The organism is Chryseobacterium sp. GW823-FHT05E08 (assembly GCF_058795655.1).
The window spans coordinates 16,460-40,096 of sequence record NZ_JBXAHY010000005.1 but is presented as its reverse complement, the minus strand read 5'-3'; the positions used below and the strand labels follow the sequence as shown (position 1 = coordinate 40,096).

The window sequence follows — 23,637 nt, the reverse complement described above, 5'->3', positions numbered from 1 at the left end:
ATCTGAAAATAAACGATTTCTGTTCTTAAAAATTCATAAAATATCAAGAAAATCATTATATTTGCCGACTTAATTTAACGTAGTTATAACAAAATGCAAGGAAAAGGACTTATTACAATTGTTGCTATTGTACTAGGGTTAATTTGCTTAAATGAGCTATTACCAACTTGGTACGCCAGCAAAATTGAAAAGCAGGCAACTGCTGTTGCAGGAGACAATCCGGAAAAGTATCAGAAAGAAATTACAAGGCTTTCTAAAGATACGCTGAACCTGGGATTCACAAAACTTTATTACACTAAAGCCAAAGACAAGGAAATGAAACTTGGTCTTGACTTGAAAGGTGGGATTAACGTTCTTTTGGAGATCAACCAAAGAGATTTGGTAAACGATCTTACAAATTACTCTACAAATCCTGTTCTTATCGAGGCTTTAAATAAGACTGATGAAGCTCAGAAAAGTTCAACAAAATCTTACATCGACAATTTCTTCGATCAGTTTGATGCTGTAAACAAATCAAAAGGAACAAATCTTAAACTTGCAGATCCGGAAATTTTCGGAAATACAAACTTATCTGAGATTAAATACAATACTTCTGATGAGCAGGTAAAAAGCATCATTAAAAGAAGAATTGACCTTTCTGTAGGTACAGCTTTTGAGGTGATCAGAACCAGAATCGATAAGATGGGTGCAGTGCAGCCAAACGTTCAGAGAGTACCTGGTACGGCGAGAATTTCTGTTGAAATGCCTGGTATGAAGGATATTGATAAGGTGAAGAAAATGCTTCAGACTTCTGCAAAACTTCAGTTCTGGGAAGTACAACAAGCTCCGGAAGTTTATCCTTATTTCCAAACATTAGCTACAATGATCGCTGCAAAAGGTGATTCTATGGGAGTTGCTAAGAATGTCAATTTCATGAATTTGATGCAGGGTGGGAAATCTATGGGACAAAGTGCTGTTGGAAGTGTAAAATTATCTGATACAGCTACTGTAAACAAAATCTTAAACAGCAAAGTAGGGCAGTCTTTACGTCCTTCAAACATTAAATATACACAGTTCCTTTGGGGTTACAAGCCTGAAGCTACTGATACTGAAAGTTTAGTATTGTATGCTATCAGAGGTAACATCAACCAAAAAGCTCCTGTAGATGGTGCCGTTGAAACTGCAAGCATTAGCTATGATGAGCTAAGCAGAGTAGTAGTAGACATGCAGATGGATTCTAAAGGTGCTAAAGAATGGAAAACTTTAACTGAGAAAAACGTTGGTAAACCGGTTGCTGTAACATTGGATGGTAGAGTTTATACTGCGCCAAACGTTGTAGGCGCAATTCCTAACGGTAGAACTCAGATCTCTGGTAACTTCTCTCAGGAGGAAGCTAAAGAATTGGTTGACGTTCTGGGAGCTGGGAAATTACCTGCAGGTGCAAAAGTGGTTCAGGCTACTGTTGTAGGACCATCATTAGGACAAGAGTCTATTGATGCAGGGGTTATTTCATTTGCTATTGCATTCTTGATTATTATCGTTTATATCATTTTCTATTACGGTGGTGCAGGTGTGTACGCTGTAATTGCAATGATTATTAACTTATTCTATATTTTCGGAATCATGGATTCTGGAGACTTTACATTAACACTTCCTGGTATCGCGGGTATCGTTCTTACAATGGCCATGGCCGTGGATACGAACGTAATTATCTACGAAAGAACGAAGGAAGAACTATTTGCAGGTAAGAGCATTCTAGAAGCTTATAAAGATGGTTTCAAACATGCATTAAGTGCAATTGTTGATGGTCACTTAACGACGTTATTAACGGCAGGTGTACTATTCTTATTCGGAACAGGTCCTATTAAAGGATTTGCTTTAACGTTAGGAATTGGTATCTTAATGACATTCTTTACTTCAGTATTACTTTCAAGAGTAATGATCTTCTCAAGATTGAATAAAGGAAAACACCTTTCTGTTTGGACTCCTCCAACGAAAAACTTATTCAGAAATACTTGGATCGATTTCATCGGGAAAAGAAAATATGCATATATCATTTCTGCTGTATTAACAGTTGTTTGTATTGCTTCAATCGCTATTCATGGATTTAAGTACGGAATCGACTTTACAGGTGGTAGAAACTACGTTGTAAGATTTGATAAAGCGGTAAATGCTGAGGATGTTGAACAGAACTTAGTAAAAGTTTTCAAAACTGAAGACGGTAAAAACTCTTCTGTTGAAGCTAAAACTTTTGGAAACGACATGCAATTAAAGATTTCTACAGATTATCTTATCGAAGACGAATCTTTAAAAGCTGACCAGACTGTAGAACAGAAATTATATGAAGGTTTAAAATCAAGCTTGCCGGCTAATGTAACATTACATGATTTCAAATCTGCAGATAAAGAACATGCAGGAATTATTTCTTCTGAAAAAGTAGGACCTACAGTAGCAGATGATATTAAAACTCACGGTATTCTTGCAGTAGTAGCTGCATTGGGAGGTATTTTCTTATATATCTTATTAAGATTTAGAAAATGGCAATTCTCATTGGGTGCTGTTGCAGCATTGTTCCATGATGCGGTTATTATCTTAGGAGCTTATTCATTGCTTCACAAGTACATGCCTTTCAACATGGAGATCAATCAGGATTTCGTTGCGGCGATTCTTACAGTATTGGGTTATTCAATTAACGATACCGTTATTATCTTCGATAGAATTAGAGAGTATTTAAGAGAGAAAAAAGCTTTAACATTAGCTGGATTATTCGATGACTCTATTTCTAGTACATTAGGTAGAACGTTCAACACTTCATTTACAACGATCCTTGTAATTTTAGCGATTTTCATCTTTGGTGGAGATAACTTAAGAGGGTTTATGTTTGCAATGTTGATCGGTATTGGATTCGGTACTTATTCATCCATATTCATTGCTTCGGCAATTGCATATGACTTCCTTAAATCTGGAAAAGAAGATGAAGTACACGGAAAAACGACTACTTCTAAAGAAGTACTTGCTTCAAAATAAGTATTACTACAATAAATAAGAAAAAGCCTTTCAATTTGAAAGGCTTTTTTTGTGCCAAACACAATAGTTGATTGTTGATGGCTCTTAGTTGATAGTTTCAAAGACGATAACAATGCCCATCAACCATCAACAAATATCTAACAACTAATTAATACAATTTAGAACCATTATTTTTCCCAATTTGATTATTTTTGCAGGATTATGGAAAATTCAAGGAAAAAAGCGGCCATAGGCTTTATATTTATAACGCTGTTGATTGACATTACAGGATGGGGAATCATCATTCCTGTTGTTCCCAAATTAATTGAGGAACTTATTCACGCAGACATAAGTGAAGCCGCCAAATATGGTGGTTGGCTGGGTTTTGCCTATGCTTTTACACAGTTTATATTTTCACCTGTTGTAGGAAATCTGAGTGATAAATATGGACGAAGACCTATTATTTTGATCTCCCTTTTTGGTTTTGCGGTGGATTATATTTTCCTTGCGTTGGCACCAACAATTTGGTGGCTCTTTTTAGGGCGGATCATTGCGGGAATCACAGGAGCCAGTGTCACAACGGCAAGTGCTTATATCGCGGATATTTCTACAGATGAAGATCGAGCGAAAAACTTTGGTTTAATTGGAGCAGCTTTTGGCTTAGGCTTCATTATCGGACCTGTTCTTGGTGGTGTTTTAGGACATTATGGAGCGAGAGTTCCGTTTTATGCGGCGGCAGGTTTATGTTTGCTTAATTTCCTTTACGGCTATTTCATTCTTCCGGAAAGTTTAGATAAAGATAAACGTAGAGAATTTAATTGGAAGCGTGCAAATCCCGTAGGTTCATTTAAGTTTTTAGGGAAACACCCCGAAATTTCAGGATTAATTGTTGCTTTGATTTTAATTTATATTGCAGGGCATGCCGTACAAAGTAACTGGAGTTTCTTTACCATGTACAAATTCAGTTGGACAGAAAGAATGGTTGGGATTTCCCTTGGTGTAGTCGGATTATTGGTAGGACTGGTTCAGGGAGTTTTAATACGATGGACGACCCCAAGATTAGGTGAACATAAAAGTATCTATTACGGATTAGCATTATACGCACTCGGAATGTTGTTATTTGCTTTTGCTACAGAAGGCTGGATGATGTTTGCTTTCTTAATACCTTATTGTTTAGGTGGAATTTGCGGCCCGGCTCTTCAGTCCGTGATTACGAAAAGTGTTCCGGCAAACGAACAGGGTGAGCTTCAAGGAGCATTAACGAGTTTGATGAGTGCAACGTCTATTGTTGGTCCTCCAATGATGACGAATTTATTTTATTATTTTACTCATGATGAAGCGCCTTTTAAATTCTCAGGAGCACCATTTTTCTTAGCGTTTCTATTGATGACGGCGAGTGTTGTTGCAACTTATTATGCTTTTAAAAAGAATAAAATAAAGTAAAATTACTTAGATAAATAAAAACAGGGAACCAAATTTTGGTTCCCTGTTTCGTTTGAAAGAATTTAGTAACTATGGATAAAGTGATTTTGTTCCGTTGCTTACGATATTGCTTCCCAATCCTGAGAATGATACCGAAAAATTACTTGAATTAAAGCTTAAAGAACCGGTAGGAGTACAAAGTCCAAGAGCATATCTGCACTGTCCGTAAGCTCCCGTTTTTTTGGTTACTTTGCTTTCGCTTTTTGCCTTTCCTAAACTGATGCTTCCCCAATCGCTCACATCAACATTTGAAACAGATGAGCCTGTATAATAAATGGTAATTTGGTATCCGATTTCACCTCTTTTAGATCCCCAAAGCCAATTGGCAGTCCACCATTGTTTGTACCATTTGGAAGATACTTTTGCAGCTGCATCATTTGAAACTTCAGAGTTTCCTCTTTTGTCCATCATGACCAATCCGCCAAGAATATTATCCCAGATAATTCCCGAATCATTATAATAACATAATGTTGAGAATTTCTCTCCGTTATGATTCCAGCTGATCTCAAGAACATTTGCGTTTGCTTTAATTTCTTCAATGGCCATATCTTTTAATCCTTTTTGAGCGATCGATAAATCTTCACCTGAATTTAAGTTTTCTAATTTCCCGATCTTTACAGACTCAGGATCTAAAATATTTCCTGCTGCAACAAAATTGTCCTTTTGAGAAATTAAATTTTGTGAAAGAAAAACTCCTTTTTCAGTAGATAACTTGCCCAAAACAGCAATTCCTTCAATCTTAAGATCATTTTTAAGATACTTTTCAATGTTCTTTTTTGATTCATCAAGTTGAATTTGAACAGCCTCAGGAATTACCTGTGATGATGGTATAATTTCCCTTTTTAGATCAGAAAGACTTACTTTTTCTGATGGATTTTCCTGCAAGACCTGATTGTTTTCGTCCTGACAGCTGGTAAGCGTTAATACCGCTAAAACGGCAAAAACCTTACATGTAGTTAGTAGTTTTTTCATAATAAAATATTTAAATGTTTTGTGTGTAATAAATTTACTTAAAATTGTGATATAATTCTCTTTGATTGGAATTAATTATTTATTAAATATTATAAAATACTAAAAACGAATGTCTAAATGATAGTTTAATCATCAAAAAATATTATAAAAGTCAATATTCAAATTAAAAATAGAGTAGAAGTTCATCAAATTTATATCAACATTAATTTCGAACTTCACTTACTGAAAAATTAAAATTTGTTTAAAATATAATATAACTGTATCAGATATGTATAAACTTTTGTAATTTTGTATCATGGAATTAAGCTTTGGAGAAATGGCATTGATCGCAGTTGCGATTGTTGTATTATTCGGACCGGATAAACTTCCTTCGATAGCACGTGACTTAGGCTCGGGCATAAGAAAAATGCGTGGCGCAGTGGAAGACATCAAAACTGAGATAATGAAGGAAACAGATAACCCTGTTTCTGAAATTAAACGTGAAATAGAGAAGGTAAAAGATGCCGCAAAAGAGTACAATCCAATGAAAGATATGGAAAAGGACTTCTTACCCAATCTAAATGAATCTAATGAAGCACCTAAGCTAAAGCCTGCCGATGACGAAACTCACGAAGGACCGGTAAGCAGATAATCCATGGAAGAAATTATTCAGGAAGATAAGAAGGTCTTTTTGTTTCTCAATAATTTGGGAAATTCTTCTTTTGATCAGTTTTGGATGCTGATTTCCAGCACTTGGATCTGGGTTCCGCTTTACATTATATTTCTTTACTTTTTATATAAAAATTACAAACTAAGATCATTAGTTTTTATTCTCATATTTATAGCGATTGGAGCTACGGTTTCCGATCAGTTGGCGAGTGTTTTTAAATTTGGGGTGGCGAGATTAAGACCTTGTCATGACCCGACTTTAGAGCATCACATGAGAATCGTGAAATGTGGAGGGCAGTTCGGTTTTTATTCTGCGCATGCTTCCAACACCTTCTTTTTAGCAACTTATTTAAGTATTTTATTAAAAAAGAAACTCAATTGGTTTCCTTATGCTATATTTGTGTGGGCTGTGGTGGTAGCATACAGTCGAATATATTTAGGTGTACATTTCCCGATAGATATTTTGGTGGGGGCGTTTGTTGGACTTTTATTGGGAGTGATATTTGGTGCACTTGCCAAAAAAGTAATCAATAAACAAAATATAACCTCATGAAAAAACATTTATTAATTCTGGCATTAGCCTTTTCCTCATTAAATTTTTCCGCTCAGGATGCCAAAATAGCTGAAGAATGCTTTAAAAAAGCAGACTACAAATGTGCAGAAGAGCAATATTCTAAACTTGCTGAAAAAGAACAGATTCAGAAATTTCAATCTGATTATTATAATAACTTAGGAACGTCACAGAGAAGATTAGGAAAGACCGCTTTGGCTTTTAAATCCTATGAAGCTGCCTTGAGAGCAAATCCTTTGTCGGCTTCTGTTTATGCAAATTTAGCTTCATTAAACAGTCAGAGAGGAAGCAAAGCAAAAGCTTTGGAATACATTGATAAAGGCCTTCAGATAGAACCTGAAAATGTTGATATGTACTTAACGCGTTCTAAAATTTATGAAAGTCAGGGAAAAAAAGATCTGGCTTCAAAAGATTTAAACCAAATTTTAAGTTTTGCGGCAGATAATATTTATGCAAAAACAGGTTTAGCCAATTTAAAAAAGAACAGCGGTGATCTGGAGGGTGCTTTAAAAGATTATAATCAATTAATTTCCGAAAAGCCCGAATCTCTTTTGTACAACGGAAGAGCGGATGTTTATCTTAAAATGAAAAAATCTAAAGAAGCTCTTGTTGATGTTAATAAAGCGATTTCAATAGACCCGAAATTTTCTCAATCTTATGTTACAAAAGCTTTGATCTTGTTTGATACTGCAAAACCAAAAGAAGCATGTACAACGCTGGATAAAGCTGTAAGTTTAGGATATGAAAAAGGTCTTCTTGCAGATTATTATGCTAAATGTACAGCACCTGCAAAATAATTAATCATTGTGATAAGGTTTTCTCTGAAAAACCAGTAAAAAATAAATATGTTAAACATTGTTCTCGTAGAACCTGAAATACCAAATAACACTGGAAATATCGGACGATTATGTGTAGGTACGGAAAGTAGATTACACTTAATTCATCCCTTTGGATTTATAATTAATGATAAAAATCTGAAACGTTCAGGTTTAGATTACTGGGTTCATCTCGATGTTTCAGAATATGCAAATGTTGATGAATGGATTCAGCAGATTCCGGACAAATCCCGTGTTTTTTTGATGAGCTCACATGCTGAAAAATCCTATTTGGAAACTGATTTTCAGGACGGCGACTGGCTTGTTTTCGGAAAAGAAAGTGTAGGATTGAGTAAAGATGTTCTATCTCGTTTTGATAATCACTTAACCATTCCGATGTCAAATTTAATCCGAAGTTTTAATATTGCAAATTCTGTAGCCTTTGTGGTTGGTGAAGCAAAAAGGCAGATTGGTTTAAAAGTTTAATATTTAAAATATAGCATTTGAAGTCTAATCGTTATGATAAGGTTTTCCCTGCAAGATCTGATCTGCGCGATACAATTGTTCAACGATAAATAACCGGATCATCTGGTGCGTAAATGTCATTTTAGATAATGACATTTTTTCGTTAGCTCTGGTGTAAATTTCCTCTGAAAAACCATAAGCTCCACCAATCAAAATATGAATTTTTTTCACCGAAGAATTCATCCAGGTATCTATTTTTTGTGAAAATTCTCTGCTTGTAAATTGTTTTCCTTTCTCATCTAAAATCACAACCAGATCATTTTTATCGATATGATTAGAAAACAGTTTTGCTTCTTCTTTTTTCAAAAGATCAGGAGAAAGGTTTTTGGCGTTTTTTACATCAGGAATTTCTATAATTTCAAAATTCCAGTGTTTGGGAAGGCGAGTAAGGTAATAATTGATCAAAGAGGTGATTTCTTTGTCATCCGTTTTGCCAATGCAGAGTAAATTGATACGCATTTCTTATATTTGCTAGGCGCAAATATACTTTATGAATCTTAAAATTCCCAGCTTCATTCTAAAAATTCAAAAATTCTTTGATGATATACATATTCCTGTGTTGGGAATATCACTTTGGGAGATGTTTCAGATCTATATTACGGGAGTTTTTAAAGGTAAGATTGGAAGAAAAGCGGCATCCATTTCATGGAGTTTTACATTAAGTTTATTTCCGTTTCTTCTGTTTTTGTTGTCGGTTTTGCCGTATATGCCTCATTATGATAAGCTTCAGTTTTATATTTTTGAAGTTTTGATTCACAATGTTTTTCCATCACACATGGAAAACGAAGTGAGAGGATATATTGAAAATAATATTATTCCTAATATGAAGGGAATCAGTAATCTGACAATCGTTTTAGCCTTAGTTTTCGCTACCAACGGAACATTTTCTCTCATCAACGGATTTAATGAAAATTCTGATGAAAAATTAACGGATGTAAAAGAATTTATTCTGTCATTTTTTATTACAATTGGCTTTATAATAATCGTTTTTCTGGCTCTTTTTGGGGTGTATTATGTGGAAGTTGTAATGAAATTATTCGCTCCTGATGATAGTATCTCGTGGTTGGTTGAAAACCTTTCTAGCATCATCGGATTTGTCTCATTTCCATTGTTTTACTTTATTCTTTTGGCGCTATTTTACTGGTTGGGAACCGTGAAAATTGCGAGATTTAGACAAGCTGTTCCGGGTGCAATTCTGACGACCGTCCTGTTTGTTGTTACTACTTATTTTTTCGCGCTGTATGTTAAAAATATTGCCAGATACAACGTTTTATACGGATCAATCGGAAGTATGATTTTACTGATGGTCTGGGTAAATGTAAACGTCTATCTTCTTCTGTTTGGAAATGAACTGAATATGGCTCTTAGAAAATTAAGAGTGGAGAAATTGTTGTCGGATGAGCTTAGAAAAGAGGATTCAAATTATCATACGCAAACTGACAATAATCCTTAGAAAGACTATTGCCAGTAAATAATATTAAAGTTAATTTCTAGCTAGGAAAAATTATTTAGAGATTTTAAATTTTTAATTTCCTCTTTTAATTCTTCAATTTCTTCCTTTAGAAGCGCGATATATTCGTTTTGATTTTTGAGAATAAAATCCGGAATATTATAAAGTTGATTATTTTCTAAATAATTATTTGATACAGTATCATGATTGTGAATTAATGATAGATGATCTTCCTTAATTTCTTCTACAGTAGTATTTAATGCCTTTGCTATACGTTCCCATTCTTCGTTAGATATTTTTATTTCTCCCGTTTCTCTTCTTTGATATTGAGACTGGGTCATATGTAAAATCTTTGCTATACTTTCCTGAGTATACATAGCCTTACGGGCTTTAATTAATTTTTTGTTTATCATTTGTGTCTTATTTGTGTGGTACAAATATATTATTTATGTGCTGAATTCACATAAAATTCACATAAAAAGTTTGAAATTATTTCAATAACGTTTGATATTTTTGAATTGTCAATAATGACAGAAAATAAAATACATTTCAAATTATGAAAAAATTAACAGGAATGAAGAAGAATTTTTCTTCTTTAGAAAACAAAAAGTTATTGAATCCTGCTTTTATTACAGGAGGAGGAAGTAATGAAAAATGGACTACAGCATCATGCGAAAATAATTGTCCTGATACTAATTATTGGACAGATGGAGTTAAAACAAAAACTGATTCATTGTGTCCTAATTAGTAAAAAAGGCTGATCTTAATAATGATCAGCCTTTAACTTAATATACTCTAATCATATCATTCATTATGTGTAAAAAACTTTTTTATATTTTAATTTTTTTTATGACGTTTTCATGTCAAACAAGAAAATATAATCAAATAACTTATTTAAATAAAGTAAACGAAATTGATAGTATTTATCGTATTAGAAATGATAGCGTCACAGCTCTAAATATGTATCAAAATTTATTTAAAAAATACCCACCACATAATTCAACTCTCATTAACGAGTTTCAAACTTATATTATACTTTCAGATAAGTATAAAAAAAAAGTTGGAGGTAAAAAAAACTTATATAAGTTAATCCCTTTGGTAGCTCCTAACTGGAAGTATAACAGAATGGATAAAGATTTTTTTATCCTTTATAAAAAATATGGGATTGACAGTTTAGAGGTTGAAGAAAAAGTTCAGAATTGGAAAAAAACACTAAATAAAAAATTGATTGACTCTTTTTCTGTGGCAATATTTAGAGATCAGGAAAAAGGAAGAAGTGATCGTGAACTTTATAATAAAAATGATATTAAAAATGAGCAGTTACTTCTGTGGACCTTTTCTAATTATGGGTATCCTTCTCTTCAAAAAATAGGACTTTGGGGAAATAACAATATTTTTATGTCAATGGATCCTATTCTTACTCATACAGCGGACTCCAAAAGCTTTCCATATTTTAAAGAAAAAATATTGGAGTATGTAAAATCGGGAGAATGTACACCTGAAGATTATGCTAGCATGATTGATAAGCGTGCTGCTATTCAAAGACGAGAATGTGAATATGGTATTAATTGTTATAAAAATATAATGGATACATTAAAAGTGAACAGAAACCGTAAAAAGATAGGAATGCCTAGTTTGAAGCATGACAAAAAAATCCGTGATGATTATTTTAAAGAATAGTAATGATATTGATAGTTTCAGAGAATAATGAGAGAACTACAACAGAAATAATACGTTGGCTGGTATCTCTTGATAAAAAGTTTATCCGTATCCATGAAAATGAAGTTTTCGAGATAAAAACAAAAGATAAACGCATTTACATAGAAAGTAATAGAAATAATTTTTACATTGATGAAATCTCAAGCGTTTGGTATCGGAGAGGCGGGATTCGTTTTTTAAGAAAGAAGTATGATGATCAGGTTATAAATCTTCATATGAATGAGCATCAACATTGGTTAGAAAATTATGTTCTAAATTATTTGGAAAATAAAAAGCATATCAATAAAGAGAGTAATTTTCATATCAATAAGCTTATTGTTTTAGACCATGCAAAGGAAATTGGTTTTGATGTCCCAAAATATTTTTTAGCAGAAGATACAGCGAATGTTGAAGTTGAAAATACAATTATTAAAACAATTAATGGAAACGGGATTTTAGAATTTGATAAAAAGAATCATGATGGTTTTATGTATACTTCTATTATAAAAGAAAAGGAGCCAGGTAATTTTTTTATCACTTTTTTTCAAGAAAAAATAGAAAAAGATTTTGAAATAAGAACATTTTATCTGAACGGGAAAGTATGGTCAATGGCTATTTTTTCTCAAAATGATGATCAAACCAAAGTGGATTATAGAAAGTATAATAAAAAAGTACCTAATAGAAATGTAAGGTACAGCATTCCAAAGGGCTTAGAAGATAAAATTATTAATTTAATGGATAAGCTTGATTTAACTTCTGGCTCAATAGATTTTATTAAAAGTGGTGAAAAATTTTATTTTTTAGAAGTCAATGCGATTGGACAGTTTGGTAATGTATCGACATACTGTAATTATAAACTAGACTACGAAATTGCAATAAGTTTATGAAAAATATTCCGAAAGAGAAGCATAAACTTCCTCTCACATTTAAGTATATAGAATTCTCTAGAAATAAATTATCATTTAAGAGTAAAACGAGATTAACGTTTTTTGTGAAATGTGAAGATTATCAAACAGAATACTTAATAAGATCTACACCATGCAAACCAATTATTAGACTACTATGAATTATTTTAATCTATTCAGTAATATTTTAATAACAAAAGGTATTGATAGGATACTAGTCTCTGACTTACAAAGAGATAAGTCGGAGTTATTTCCAATGGAATTTATTGAAATTATTAATGAGCTTAGTAAAAAACCAATAGAAAGCGTTATTGAATCATATGATGTAACTTCACAAGAGTTTGTAAAAGAATATATAGATATACTCTTAAAAAATGAATTTGGTTTTATTACAAAAAATGACTGGGATAAAAACTTCCCACCTCTTACTTATGAGTATTCTGTACCGAATGCAATAACAAATGCTTTTTTAGAAATTGATAATTTAGCAGTCCTGAATAACATTAATTCATCATTATCCAATCTGGGTACTGAACATATTGTAATACATTATAATAAGCCATTAACGATTCAAGATTTTAGATTTATAGAGGATTCTTTTAAAAGTACAACTATTACATCAATAGAAATATTCTCTTTATATTATAATGATATTAATGAGACATTCTTAAAATCTATAGATCAATTCTGCTGTCGAGTATATAGTTTAGTTTTTTATAATTGTAAAAAAATAATTTATAAACCAAAGGACAGGTACAAGTTTTCTACATCTTTTACAAAGAAACAAATAGAAATGAATTCTTGCGGAAAAGTAGATGTAAAATACTTTAATACAAATCTTCCAAAAGTTTTAGAAGCAATTAATCATAACTCCTGTCTTCACAAAAAAATATCAATAGACAAAGACGGAAATATCAAAAACTGTCCATCAATGCCACAAAGTTTTGACAATATTAAAGAAACAACCTTAGAAGAAGCTTTGAATCATCAGGATTTCAAAAAATACTGGAATCTTACCAAAGATAGAATAGAAGTTTGCAAAGACTGTGAATTTCGATATATCTGTACAGATTGTAGAGCTTACACGGAACAGACTCACAATGAAAATGGATTAGATATTTCTAAACCGTTAAAATGCGGTTATGATCCTTATACCGGTGAATGGGAAGAATGGAGTACAAATCCTTTGAAACAAAAAGCAATACAATTTTATAGAATGGAAGATCTGGTTAAGAAAAATTAATTTTTATACTAACTTATCTGTATAGTAAATAATAATATTCAGCAACAATGAAAAAAACATTTTCACTTTTCTTCATTTTGTTTGTAATCTTAGGATTCTCTCAAAACAAGTATTTTTTATTAAATGGAACTAAAGCTCTGAACGAAAAAGAGTATAAGAATTTTAAGGACAGTATTTCCGCTAAAGGAAAAATTACGGAAAGTATAGCTTTGATTTTTAAAAAGAATGACAGCACTTTTATTTTACCTCGTTTAGAAATAAAATCATCGGATAATTCTCAATATTTTTTTGATAGTCAGACCTATTTTGAACAGACATTTAAAAATAATATTAATTTTACTAATTTGGTAAATATACGTTCTAATAAAAGTATTGATAAGTCGAAACCATACTTTATAAACTGTTGGTATACTCACTGCAATCCTTGTATAGATGAAATTTCTGATTTAAATAAACTTCAGGAAGAATATAAGGATAAAGTAAATTTTATCGCCATTACGTTTGATGATGAAAATGTTTTAAAAAAGTTTCTTGAAAAAACGCCATTTAGTTTTATTCATTTATCGGGTCAAAAGATGTTATTGAATAGAATGGAAGTATCATCATATCCTACAAGTTTTATTTTAGATAATAATGGGAATTTTATTAGCTTTACAAGTTATCAAAATCCAATGGCTCAGATGTTCACAAAGAAGATATTAGAGAAATTGGAGCTTAAGTAAAATTTTGATTTTTAGAACTCAATTTTAATAACTGTTTATATAGATTTAAAATATTTTTTACAAGAGATATGGAAGCTATATTCTGATAAATTGGAAAAAGAAGAGATTCAAATTATTAAAATAATGAATAGCAAAAAAACTATAACTTATGAAACTAAAAATTAAATACCTACTAATCATATTTCCATTATTAACCGTCCTTTCATGCCAGCATGTTCTTGACGAAATAGAACGCGATAAGCAGGAAGAAAACTACACTTCTCCTTACATGGGAAAATGGAGTGGGAGTTATTCAGGAGATCAAAGTGGAACTTTAATTTTAAATGTAAGCAAAAGCGGAACAATAGAAGGAACTAAAATTTCCCAAGGCCACCAAGAGACTTTTTATTCGGGACTAGTAGGTTCATCAATAAACAGTACAAACTCTAACTCAGGATTTACTTTATATGGAAATTTAGAAAACAAATCCGGAACATGGAAAATGGGTAATTTAAACGGAACTTGGTCGGTTTCAAAAAATTAATTCTCAATTACCTCCTTCTTTTTAGATCCTAAATTTAAAATCAGATATCCTAAAAAAGCTGCCAAAAAAGAAGCAATTAAAATCGCAAATTTAGCCTGATCCTGAATTTCAATTTCTCCTTTAAAGGAAAGAAGTGCAATGAAAATAGACATCGTAAAACCAATTCCGGCTAAGAAACCGACTCCTATCATTTGCGTCCACGAGCTGTTTTGAGGAAGTGAGCTTAGTTTAAATTTAATAGCAATTAATGAGAGTAAATTAATTCCTACTAATTTTCCTATAATCAATCCGCCAATTATTCCTAAACCTAAGGTACTCGTTAAACCTTCGATCATTCCATTATTAAAAGCGATATTGGTGTTGGTTAAAGCAAATATGGGCATGATTAAAAAGCTTACAGGGAAATGTAATGTATGTTCTAATTTTTCCAAGGGTGAAATTTTCACATTAGAAGCGTTTGTCGGAATTGAAAACGCTAATAAAACTCCAGCAATTGTAGCATGAATTCCTGAATGATGCAGAAAATACCACAAAAATAACCCAGGAATAATGTAAAAATAAATCTTTGTAACCTTTAAAAAATTCAATAAAAATAATAAAGCAGTTACTCCAAAAGACAGTAATAAATACGTCCAGTGAATCTGTTCTGTATAAAAAATTGCAATGACCAAAATAGCTCCCAAATCATCAACAATAGCTAATGCTGCAAGAAAAATTTTAATTGAATTCGGGATCTTACTTCCCAACATTGAAATAATAGCTAATGAAAAAGCAATATCTGTTGCCATCGGAATTCCCCAGCCATTTGCGTAGGGAGTTCCTGCGTTGAAAATACTGTAAATTCCTGCCGGAACAGCCATTCCGCCGATGGCTGCGAAAATAGGGAGAGAAGCATTTTTAAAAGATGAAAGTTCACCTTCTACCATTTCTCTTTTAATTTCCAATCCAACTAAAAGGAAGAAAATGGCCATCAAACCATCATTAATCCAAATGCTGACAGGATATTTTAAATGAAAAAGATCTACACCAATTTCATTATCCAAAAAATGCTGGAAACCTTCTCCAGCAGAAGAATTTGCGATTAGTAACGAAACTAACACACAAAAAATAAGTATAATTCCCGATGACTGACTGTTGTTGAAAAATTTTTTAAAATATACAGATAAATTCATGTTATGATTGTAATCGTCTCACTCGTGAAACTCCGTTAATATCTTTCAGTTTTGTAAATGTTTCCTCCAACTGACTTTTATTTTTAACCTCAAGATTGATGTTTCCTGTGAAAATTCCGTTGTTGGATTCAATTGACATACTTTTCATATCCATTCCCATAGAACCGCTGATGACGGCAGTAATATCGTTGATCATTCCCATTCTGTCGAGACCTTCGATCTCAATTTTCACTCTGTTTTGGAAACTTTCAGCATTTACCCACTTCGCAGGAATCACCCTGTAATCGTATTGCGCTCTAAGGTTGATCGCGTTCGGACAATTGTCACTGTGAACTTTTATACCTTCCGAAATGGTTATAAATCCGAAAATTTTGTCTCCCGGAATTACTGTACAACATTTTGCATAAGTATAATTCAGCTTCTCTTCATCTTTTCCAAAGACGATCATGTCAAGATTCTGCTCTTTTGGCTCTATATAAGCCGTATTTTTTGTCGGAGATTTTCTGAATCTTGAAAGTAAATTATTAAATACGTTTTTACTTTCTATATATTTTCTTAAACTACTCGCATCCAGTTCATTAGTCTGGAATTTCAGGAATAATTCCTGAGAAGTTTTTAAATTAAAGAATTTTTGAAGTTTGTTGATTTCTTCATCATTAAAATTGATTTTTGCATGACGAAGTTTTCTCTGTAAAGTCTCTTTTCCTTCCTCAACCAACTGATTTTTTTGAGAATTCAAATAACCTTTGATTTTCGACTTGGCTTTTGAAGTAACAACAAATTCCAGCCAGTCAAATTTCGGTTTTTGATTTTGGGACGAAAGAATGTCAACCTGATCTCCATTTTGAAGAACGTAAGAAATTGGAACTAATTTACCATTGATTTTTGCTCCTAAACATTTCATTCCCAGATCGGAGTGAACTGAAAATGCAAAATCTAAAGCCGTTGCATTGGTTGGTAAGATTTTAATTTCACCTTTTGGAGTGAATACGAAAACCTCTTTTGAATATAAATTAAGTTTAATATTATCTAAAAGCTCAGAAGTAGAAAGGTCCTGCTGCTGCTCAAGAACATCGCGGATTTCTGTTACCCATCTTTCAAAATTCTTATCGTCGGAGCTTTGCTTGTAACCTTCCTTGTATTTGTAATGTGCTGCAACCCCTTTTTCAGCGATTTCGTCCATTCTCTCGGAACGAATTTGAACTTCAATCCATTTTTTATCGGGACCAAGAACGGTTAAATGCAAACTTTCATATCCTGTAGAACGGGGCTGAGTGATCCAATCACGCATTCGTGACGGATTACTGTGATAAACGTCTGTTACGATAGAATAAATTTTCCAGGCTAAGAATTTTTCGTTTTTAGCATCAGATTTATAAATAATTCTAATCGCATAATTATCAAATACTTCCTCGAAAGAAACTCCCTGCTTCAGCATTTTTCTGTAAATGGAAGAAATTGCTTTGGCACGGCCTTTAATGGTGAAATTTAATCCTTCTTCCTGTAATCTTTCGGAAGCTTCCTTTTTAAATTCATCAATATATCTTTCACGGTTTTCCTTGGCTAGCTCTAATTTTTCCGTGATTTCGTTAAAAACTTCTGGATTATTATATTTTAAAGAAAGATCCTCAAGTTCAGATTTAATATTATACAAACCTAAACGGTGCGCCATCGGAGCATAAATATAGACCGTTTCAGAAGCGATTTTCTTCTGTTTGTCGGGCGCCATGCTTTCCAGCGTTCGCATATTGTGTAGTCGGTCGGCGATTTTGATCAAAATAACTCTGAAATCTTCAGATAAAGTAAGCAAAAGCTTTCTGTAATTCTCAGATTGTACGGAGATATTCTGATGATTCATGATGGATATTTTTGTTAATCCATTCACGATATTGGCGATTTTTTCTCCAAATATCTTTTTAAGATCTTCGTAAGTGTAATCTGAATCTTCGATCACGTCATGCAGCAACGCACAGGCAATGGAAGTTGCCCCCAAACCAATTTCTGTCGCTACGATTTTCGCAACGGCAATGGGGTGGTAGATATAAGGTTCGCCAGATTTCCTCCTTTGATCCTTGTGGGCATCCAATGCAATATCAAATGCCTTTCGGATAAGTTTATTATTTTCCTCATCCAAAGTTCTGTAGGTGTTCGAAATCAGATCCTTATATCTCGCAAGAATCTCTTTATTTTCCTGTTCTAAGTCGTAACTCATTTGTGTAAAAGCCTATATTTAAACGAAAATACGAAAATTTTCCCACTTTTCAAAGCATTAAAAAATCCGCAGAACGTTCTACGGATTTTCGGTTATTAGTATTTAATTTTGTTTCTAGAATTTTACTTCAGAGTCCATGCCATGGCTTGAAGCTTTTATTTTGACATCGGGACAATTATGTATTTCCGCTCTGTTTCTAGCGTCAATAAGCCTTTTGATGTTATTATAATCAGCCTGTTCTATACTTACATTCTCAAATAAGTAAGTTTTTACTACAGAATTTTGATTAAAAATGCTCTTCGCATTGTCTGCTTGATCCTTATCTCTTACAGAAACACTTGTCATATACTGAGAGTAATGGTGTGTGTCATCAAGATATACGATGTAATCTGAACTTCCGAATCCCGAGCTTTCAAGATCAGTTTCGAGTTGTTTGTAATCGCTGTGATGTTCAAATAACCCAGCTAATATATTTGACATAAGCAATAGTTTTTAAATTTGTACTTAAAGATAATAATTAAATCTCACATATGTTGTATTTAATTTAATAAAATTGATATTATATTATTTTATCTATATTTAATTGTTAAAATTTATGAGAATATCTATTGAATGTGTGTTTAAATTTATGTTAGTTTATAATTCAGGTTTTGATTAAAGTCAATTGATTGTATTCTTAAAAAGAAAACGGGCTAAAGCCCGTTCCTATTGATCTTGTCGTTTAAATTTAAGGTGAGTTTTATCAACCTAAATAACATCTCAACCTTAAATTTAATTTATATTTTTTCGTTCTTAATTTCCTCTACAATTTCAGGATTTAATAACGTTGAAATATCTCCAAAACTATTAAAATCACCTTCCGCAATTTTTCTCAAAATTCTACGCATGATTTTTCCTGAACGAGTTTTAGGAAGTCCGGAAACAAACTGAATTTTATCCAATTTAGCAATCGGTCCAATCTGATCTGAAATTAACTGATTGATCTCTTTTTTCAAATTTTCTCTTTGTCGACTTTCTCCCGTTTCTTTTAAAACAACATAGCCGTACAAAGCATTTCCTTTGATGTCGTGAGGATAGCCAACAATCGCAGATTCCGCAACAGCAGGGTGTTGATTGATGCTGTCTTCAATCGGAGCAGTTCCTAAATTGTGCCCTGAAACAATGATAACATCATCCACACGACCTGTAATTCTGTAATATCCAACTTCATCTCTCAAAGCGCCATCACCAGTGAAATATTTTCCCGGAAAAGCAGTGAAATAGGTTTCTTTATATCTTTGGTGATCACCCCAAATTGTTCTTGCAATTCCCGGCCAAGGAAAACGGATGCAAAGGTTTCCGGTAACTTGGTTTCCTGTGATTTCATTGCGTTTATCATCCATCAAAACAGGTTGAACGCCAGGAAGAGGTAGAGTAGCGTACGTAGGTTTTGTTGGGGTAATGAACGGAAGCGGTGAAATCATAATTCCGCCTGTTTCTGTCTGCCACCATGTGTCTACAATCGGACATTTTTTTCTTCCAACATGATCATTGAACCAATGCCAAGCTTCATCATTAATCGGTTCACCAACGGATCCGATTACTTTTAATGAACTCAAATCATGTTTGTCAACCCATTCTGCACTTTCTTTCGCTAATGAACGAATTGCGGTTGGAGCAGTGTAGAATTGCGTAATTTTATGTTTTTCAATAACTTCCCAGAAACGATCCGGCTCAGGATAAGTAGGAACTCCTTCAAAAATTACAGTGGTCGCTCCGTTACAAAGAGGGCCGTAAAGAATGTATGAATGCCCTGTGATCCAGCCGATGTCTGCGGTACACCAATAAATATCGTTTTCCTGATAATTAAAAATGTTTTTAAAAGTATAGGCGGTATAAACCATATAACCTGCGCAGGTGTGAAGCATTCCTTTTGGCTTTCCTGTTGATCCTGATGTATATAGGATAAAAAGCGGATCTTCTGCATCCATAATTACAGTTACAAAATCCGGAGAGGCTTTTTCATAAAGAGGAGCTATCCAATGATCTCTGCCTTCTTTCATTTTGATCTCATTGTGGGTTCTTTTTACTACCAAAACATTTTCGATGGTTGGAGTTTTTTCTAACGCTTCATCCACAATGCTTTTTAAATCTAAAACTTTGCTTCCTCTATAACTTCCGTCTGATGTGATGATCATTTTGGCTTCACAATCATTAATTCTTGATGCTACAGCTGATGCAGAAAAACCTGCAAAAATAACAGAATGTACAGCGCCTAATTTTGCACAGGCTAGCATTGTGACCGCCAGTTCAGGAATCATTGGAAGGTAGATGCAGACTCTGTCGCCTTTTTCGATGCCCATATCTCTAAGAATATTGGCTGTTTTGTTGACGCGATTGTATAATTCGTTGTAAGAAATATGTTGTGCTGCTTCTTTCGGATCGTTGGGTTCCCAGATGATGGCGGGTTTTTCGCCTCTTTCATTTAAGTGCCTGTCGATGCAGTTTTTGGTGATATTTAATTTTGCATTTTTAAACCAAACGATTTTTGCTTCATTCATATCATACTTCACCACCTTGCTCCATCTTTGGTACCATACGAAGTTCTGATCTGCTATTTTGTCCCAGAATTTTTTAGGATTTTTAATAGAGTTTTTATACTCTTCAAAATAATGTGGAAGATCTTCTATTAAGTAATTTCTCATATCCCTTTCGTTTTTGAAATTTGAATTTATTTATAATTAAATTTATGCTTAATTTCTTGTTTAAGCCTTATATTCCTCGATTTTTTGCTGAATTTCTTCAATGATTTTTTCATCATCAATCGTTGACGGAATCTGAAATTCTTTACCGTCTAATAATGTTCTGATGAGTTTTCTTAAAATTTTTCCTGAACGTGTTTTGGGCAAACGTTTTACAATCATCACATTTTTAAGGCAGGCAACGGCTCCGATTTTTTCACGAACCGATTTTACAATATCTTTTTCTACTTCTTCTTCCGAAATTGTTGAACCATTCTTCAAAACAACCGTTGCAAAAGGAATCTGACCTTTCAAATCATCATCAATTCCGACAACGGCACATTCAGCAACATCGGGATGTGATGAAACGATTTCTTCCATTTCTGAGGTTGAAAGTCGGTGCCCTGCCACATTGATGACATCATCAACTCTTCCTGTAATAAAAATATAGCCGTCTTCATCTTTTATGGCTCCGTCTCCAGAAAAATAATAGCCTTTATATTGTGATAAATAACTGCTTTGGAATCTTTCATTATCATTCCAAATTCCTAATAATGAACCTGGCGGAAGTGGAAGTTTTATAATTAAATAGCCTTCCTGATGAGCATCCAATTCATATCCGTTTTCATCAAAAATTTTAATATCATATCCCGGAATTGGTTTTCCTGCAGCAGCTCTTTTGATTTTATAATGATCATCAAACGTCATTAAACCCAACATTGGCCAACCAGATTCTGTCTGCCACCAATGATCGATTGCGGGAACTCCGATATGTTTTTCAAACCAATCCAACGTCGCAACATCACATCTTTCACCTGCCAAAAACTGTTTTTTGAAATGGCTTAAATCATATTTTTTAACCAATTCTCCATTCGGATCTTCTTTTTTAATCGCTCGAATTGCTGTTGGAGCTGTAAACATCGCAGAAACTTTATATTCTGAAATAATTCTCCAAAATGTTCCTGCATCGGGAGTCATGATGGGTTTTCCTTCAAAAATAATGGTGGTGTTTCTGTTAATTAAAGGTCCGTACACCGAAAAACTGTGCCCAACTGCCCAACCAAAATCGGACGCTGCCCAAAAAGTATCTCCTTCATCAATTCCATAAATATATTTCATGGAAAATTTCAACGCGGTGGCGTAACCTCCTGTATCGCGGGTAATTCCTTTTGGCTTTCCTGTAGTTCCTGAGGTGTACAGCAAATAGAGTGGGTGAGTAGACTCAACTGAAACGCAATCCACTGGTTCTGATTTTTGAACTAATTCTTTGTAATCAATTAATCCATCAAACATTTCATGTTGATTTTCGACTAATTTTCTGTTGTAAACGATAATATTTTCAACTTTGTCCTGAGCGAGTTCAATCGCTTTTTCAACCAATGGTAAATAAGGAATTCTCTTGGCGATTTCTACTCCAGCGGTTGCCGTAATTAAAGCTTTTGGTTTGCAGTCATCAATTCTCACCACCAATTCATGAGGTGCAAAACCTCCAAAAACAACATTATGAATGACCCCAATTCTTGCACAGGCCAACATCGCAAAAAGCGTCTGCGGAATCATCGGCATGTAAATAACAGCCGTATCTCCTTTTTTCAGTCCCAAAGAAGCCAAACCTCCCGCCAGTTTTGAAATTTCTTCTTTCGCTTGATTAAAAGTGTGCTGTATTTTTTGATTGGTAACCGGAGAATCATAAACAATGGCAATTTGCTCTCCGAAACCGTCTTCAATATGTTTATCGATACATAAATAGCACATATTCAGTTTGCCATCGGAGTACCATTGGGTGTAATCGTTTTGGTCTTTAGAAAGAATTTGGGTAGGAAATTCAAACCAATCGATTTCCTGAGCTTGTTCTTTCCAGAAATTCTCTTTGTCTTCTATGCTTTGTTTAAATAAACTCTCTGTGTTCATATTAATTTTTTGTGTTTGGTTTTAAACACTAATGCCACAAATCTTTTCACAAATGGCACGAATGATAATTGTGTTATTTGTGTAATTTATTAGTGCTATTTGCGTTTAAATTAAAACATTTCCTCGATCTGCTGCATCAATTTTTTAATAGAATAAGGTTTTGTTACATAAGCATCAGCTCCCATTTCTAAGCCTTTTTCAATGTCTTTCGGATTATTTTTCGCGCTCAGAAAAATGACTTTTGTATCTTTTAATTTTTCGTCTTGTTTAATGATATCTAATGTACTGTATCCGTCTAAATTTGGCATCATAATGTCGAGTAGAATGACGTCAGGAATCATGGTTTTTAAAAATTCCAATACTTCGGTTCCGTCTCTTGCGATGTAGACGTCGTAGCCGTTTTTCTTGAAACTGTATTCCAGTGACATCAATATTTTATGTTCATCATCTGCAATGATTATCTTTTTCATTTTGTATTTTTTTTATGATTCAACTGCATTGTTTTCATATGTTTTTAGAGAATCCGAAGGATTCAATTTCAATAGCCGTAGGTGGAACCTATGTAATATGGATTATGATTTGCATTAAACCAACCCGCAAGGGTTGAATTTTATTAATTCAATGTTTATTCTGGTTCGATTCCATGTTCTGCTAAAAGCTTTTTAAATTCATCCTCAAAAGTTTCCGTTTTATGATGTTCCTTTTGATTTTTTATATAGTTTATAATTCTTTCTTTATCTCTTATTGAAGTGGTAAATGCTCCGTACCCTTCCTGCCATCCGAAAAATTCAGGAAACAATGCCGATTCTTTCATCCATAAATTGGTTGCAACCTTTATATCTTTTACCAAATTACTGAGATTTATGTTTGGATGCAGGTCACAAAAAATATGAATGTGGTCTGGCATTCCATTAATTCTGTATAATTTACATTTTTTATTCTTTAAAATACCCCAAATATATTTGTATAACTCTGATTCATTATTTTCATTAATTGTTGGTTCCCGATGTTTTGTTCCGAAAACAATATGATAAAATATTTGTCGATATGTTCCCATTTTTCATTTGTACTTTTATTATTGAA

23 protein-coding genes are annotated in these 23,637 nt (G+C 33.2%); 13 read left to right on the top strand and 10 right to left on the bottom strand.

Annotation, left to right across the window (positions count from 1 at the left end; translation table 11 throughout):
• Positions 1–93 precede the first annotated feature (93 nt).
• Both secD and AC1Q7L_RS16900 read left to right on the top strand, forming a co-directional pair.
• The gene (gene secD, locus AC1Q7L_RS16905) at positions 94–3,006 is read left to right on the top strand and encodes a protein translocase subunit SecD (RefSeq protein ID WP_492307236.1); all 2,913 of its coding nucleotides are present in this window, start codon (positions 94–96) and stop codon (positions 3,004–3,006) included.
• Positions 3,007–3,207: 201 nt separating this feature from the next.
• Complete coding sequence (locus tag AC1Q7L_RS16900; RefSeq protein ID WP_492307237.1) at positions 3,208–4,428, top strand: TCR/Tet family MFS transporter; 1,221 nt, start codon at positions 3,208–3,210, stop codon at positions 4,426–4,428.
• A gap of 69 nt (positions 4,429–4,497) precedes the next feature.
• Here AC1Q7L_RS16900 and AC1Q7L_RS16895 read toward each other — a convergent pair whose 3' ends face one another.
• Complete coding sequence (locus AC1Q7L_RS16895) at positions 4,498–5,439, bottom strand: hypothetical protein (protein WP_492307238.1); 942 nt, start codon at positions 5,437–5,439, stop codon at positions 4,498–4,500.
• A 295-nt stretch (positions 5,440–5,734) separates the two neighbouring features.
• Between AC1Q7L_RS16895 and AC1Q7L_RS16890 the strand changes: the two genes are divergently transcribed.
• The 4 genes from AC1Q7L_RS16890 to AC1Q7L_RS16875 are packed head-to-tail and all read left to right on the top strand — an operon-like array spanning position 5,735 to position 7,959.
• The gene (locus tag AC1Q7L_RS16890; RefSeq protein WP_410694256.1) at positions 5,735–6,070 is read left to right on the top strand and encodes a Sec-independent protein translocase subunit TatA/TatB; all 336 of its coding nucleotides are present in this window, start codon (positions 5,735–5,737) and stop codon (positions 6,068–6,070) included.
• A 3-nt stretch (positions 6,071–6,073) separates the two neighbouring features.
• The gene (locus AC1Q7L_RS16885) at positions 6,074–6,640 is read left to right on the top strand and encodes a phosphatase PAP2 family protein (RefSeq protein ID WP_066750217.1); all 567 of its coding nucleotides are present in this window, start codon (positions 6,074–6,076) and stop codon (positions 6,638–6,640) included.
• A complete protein-coding gene (locus AC1Q7L_RS16880; RefSeq protein ID WP_492307239.1) occupies positions 6,637–7,455 on the top strand; it encodes a tetratricopeptide repeat protein in 819 nt (272 codons plus the stop codon). The genes AC1Q7L_RS16885 and AC1Q7L_RS16880 overlap by 4 nt, the downstream gene beginning before the upstream one ends.
• Before the next feature lie 48 nt (positions 7,456–7,503).
• A complete protein-coding gene (locus AC1Q7L_RS16875) occupies positions 7,504–7,959 on the top strand; it encodes a tRNA (cytidine(34)-2'-O)-methyltransferase (protein ID WP_492307240.1) in 456 nt (151 codons plus the stop codon).
• A gap of 24 nt (positions 7,960–7,983) precedes the next feature.
• Here the strand turns inward: AC1Q7L_RS16875 and AC1Q7L_RS16870 are convergent, their stop codons facing one another.
• Positions 7,984–8,457, bottom strand: a complete 474-nt coding sequence (locus AC1Q7L_RS16870; RefSeq protein ID WP_123983972.1) for a 23S rRNA (pseudouridine(1915)-N(3))-methyltransferase RlmH — start codon at positions 8,455–8,457, stop codon at positions 7,984–7,986.
• Positions 8,458–8,488: 31 nt separating this feature from the next.
• On the opposite strand from AC1Q7L_RS16870, the gene AC1Q7L_RS16865 reads away from it, so the two are divergent.
• Positions 8,489–9,451: a YihY/virulence factor BrkB family protein gene (locus tag AC1Q7L_RS16865; RefSeq protein ID WP_410694253.1), complete on the top strand. Its 963-nt coding sequence runs from the start codon at positions 8,489–8,491 to the stop codon at positions 9,449–9,451.
• Positions 9,452–9,492: 41 nt separating this feature from the next.
• On the opposite strand, the gene AC1Q7L_RS16860 is transcribed toward AC1Q7L_RS16865, so the two are convergent.
• Entirely contained in the window at positions 9,493–9,861 is a 369-nt protein-coding gene (locus AC1Q7L_RS16860; RefSeq protein ID WP_492307241.1) for a helix-turn-helix domain-containing protein, read from the bottom strand.
• 143 nt (positions 9,862–10,004) lie between these two features.
• Between AC1Q7L_RS16860 and AC1Q7L_RS16855 the strand changes: the two genes are divergently transcribed.
• From AC1Q7L_RS16855 to AC1Q7L_RS16830, 6 genes are all read left to right on the top strand, one after another.
• Positions 10,005–10,196 carry a hypothetical protein gene (locus AC1Q7L_RS16855; protein ID WP_492307242.1) on the top strand — a complete coding sequence of 64 codons (192 nt, stop codon included), beginning with the start codon at positions 10,005–10,007 and terminating at the stop codon, positions 10,194–10,196.
• Positions 10,197–10,297: 101 nt separating this feature from the next.
• Positions 10,298–11,128 carry a hypothetical protein gene (locus AC1Q7L_RS16850; protein ID WP_492307243.1) on the top strand — a complete coding sequence of 277 codons (831 nt, stop codon included), beginning with the start codon at positions 10,298–10,300 and terminating at the stop codon, positions 11,126–11,128.
• 2 nt (positions 11,129–11,130) lie between these two features.
• Complete coding sequence (gene gwsG, locus AC1Q7L_RS16845; RefSeq protein WP_492307244.1) at positions 11,131–12,033, top strand: grasp-with-spasm system ATP-grasp peptide maturase; 903 nt, start codon at positions 11,131–11,133, stop codon at positions 12,031–12,033.
• A 175-nt stretch (positions 12,034–12,208) separates the two neighbouring features.
• On the top strand, positions 12,209–13,294 hold the full coding sequence (gene gwsS, locus AC1Q7L_RS16840) for a grasp-with-spasm system SPASM domain peptide maturase (RefSeq protein ID WP_492307245.1): 1,086 nt from the start codon (positions 12,209–12,211) through the stop codon (positions 13,292–13,294).
• A 47-nt stretch (positions 13,295–13,341) separates the two neighbouring features.
• Positions 13,342–14,016 carry a TlpA family protein disulfide reductase gene (locus tag AC1Q7L_RS16835; protein WP_492307246.1) on the top strand — a complete coding sequence of 225 codons (675 nt, stop codon included), beginning with the start codon at positions 13,342–13,344 and terminating at the stop codon, positions 14,014–14,016.
• A 148-nt stretch (positions 14,017–14,164) separates the two neighbouring features.
• The gene (locus AC1Q7L_RS16830; protein ID WP_492307247.1) at positions 14,165–14,539 is read left to right on the top strand and encodes a hypothetical protein; all 375 of its coding nucleotides are present in this window, start codon (positions 14,165–14,167) and stop codon (positions 14,537–14,539) included.
• Here the strand turns inward: AC1Q7L_RS16830 and nhaA are convergent.
• The 7 genes from nhaA to tnpA all read right to left on the bottom strand — a co-directional run bounded on the left by nhaA (position 14,536) and on the right by tnpA (position 23,611).
• Positions 14,536–15,711 (bottom strand): Na+/H+ antiporter NhaA, encoded by a 1,176-nt coding sequence (gene nhaA / locus AC1Q7L_RS16825; RefSeq protein ID WP_492307248.1) that lies wholly within the window; start codon positions 15,709–15,711, stop codon positions 14,536–14,538. The genes AC1Q7L_RS16830 and nhaA overlap by 4 nt on opposite strands.
• Before the next feature lies 1 nt (position 15,712).
• On the bottom strand, positions 15,713–17,923 hold the full coding sequence (locus AC1Q7L_RS16820; RefSeq protein WP_410694244.1) for a RelA/SpoT family protein: 2,211 nt from the start codon (positions 17,921–17,923) through the stop codon (positions 15,713–15,715).
• A 114-nt stretch (positions 17,924–18,037) separates the two neighbouring features.
• A complete protein-coding gene (locus AC1Q7L_RS16815) occupies positions 18,038–18,403 on the bottom strand; it encodes a hypothetical protein (protein WP_492307249.1) in 366 nt (121 codons plus the stop codon).
• Between the two features lie 296 nt (positions 18,404–18,699).
• A complete protein-coding gene (gene acs, locus AC1Q7L_RS16810) occupies positions 18,700–20,637 on the bottom strand; it encodes an acetate--CoA ligase (protein WP_492307267.1) in 1,938 nt (645 codons plus the stop codon).
• A gap of 30 nt (positions 20,638–20,667) precedes the next feature.
• On the bottom strand, positions 20,668–22,554 hold the full coding sequence (locus tag AC1Q7L_RS16805; RefSeq protein ID WP_492307250.1) for an AMP-binding protein: 1,887 nt from the start codon (positions 22,552–22,554) through the stop codon (positions 20,668–20,670).
• A gap of 110 nt (positions 22,555–22,664) precedes the next feature.
• A complete protein-coding gene (locus AC1Q7L_RS16800; protein ID WP_492307251.1) occupies positions 22,665–23,024 on the bottom strand; it encodes a response regulator transcription factor in 360 nt (119 codons plus the stop codon).
• 155 nt (positions 23,025–23,179) lie between these two features.
• Positions 23,180–23,611, bottom strand: a complete 432-nt coding sequence (gene tnpA / locus AC1Q7L_RS16795) for an IS200/IS605 family transposase (protein ID WP_492307252.1) — start codon at positions 23,609–23,611, stop codon at positions 23,180–23,182.
• Positions 23,612–23,637 lie beyond the last annotated feature (26 nt).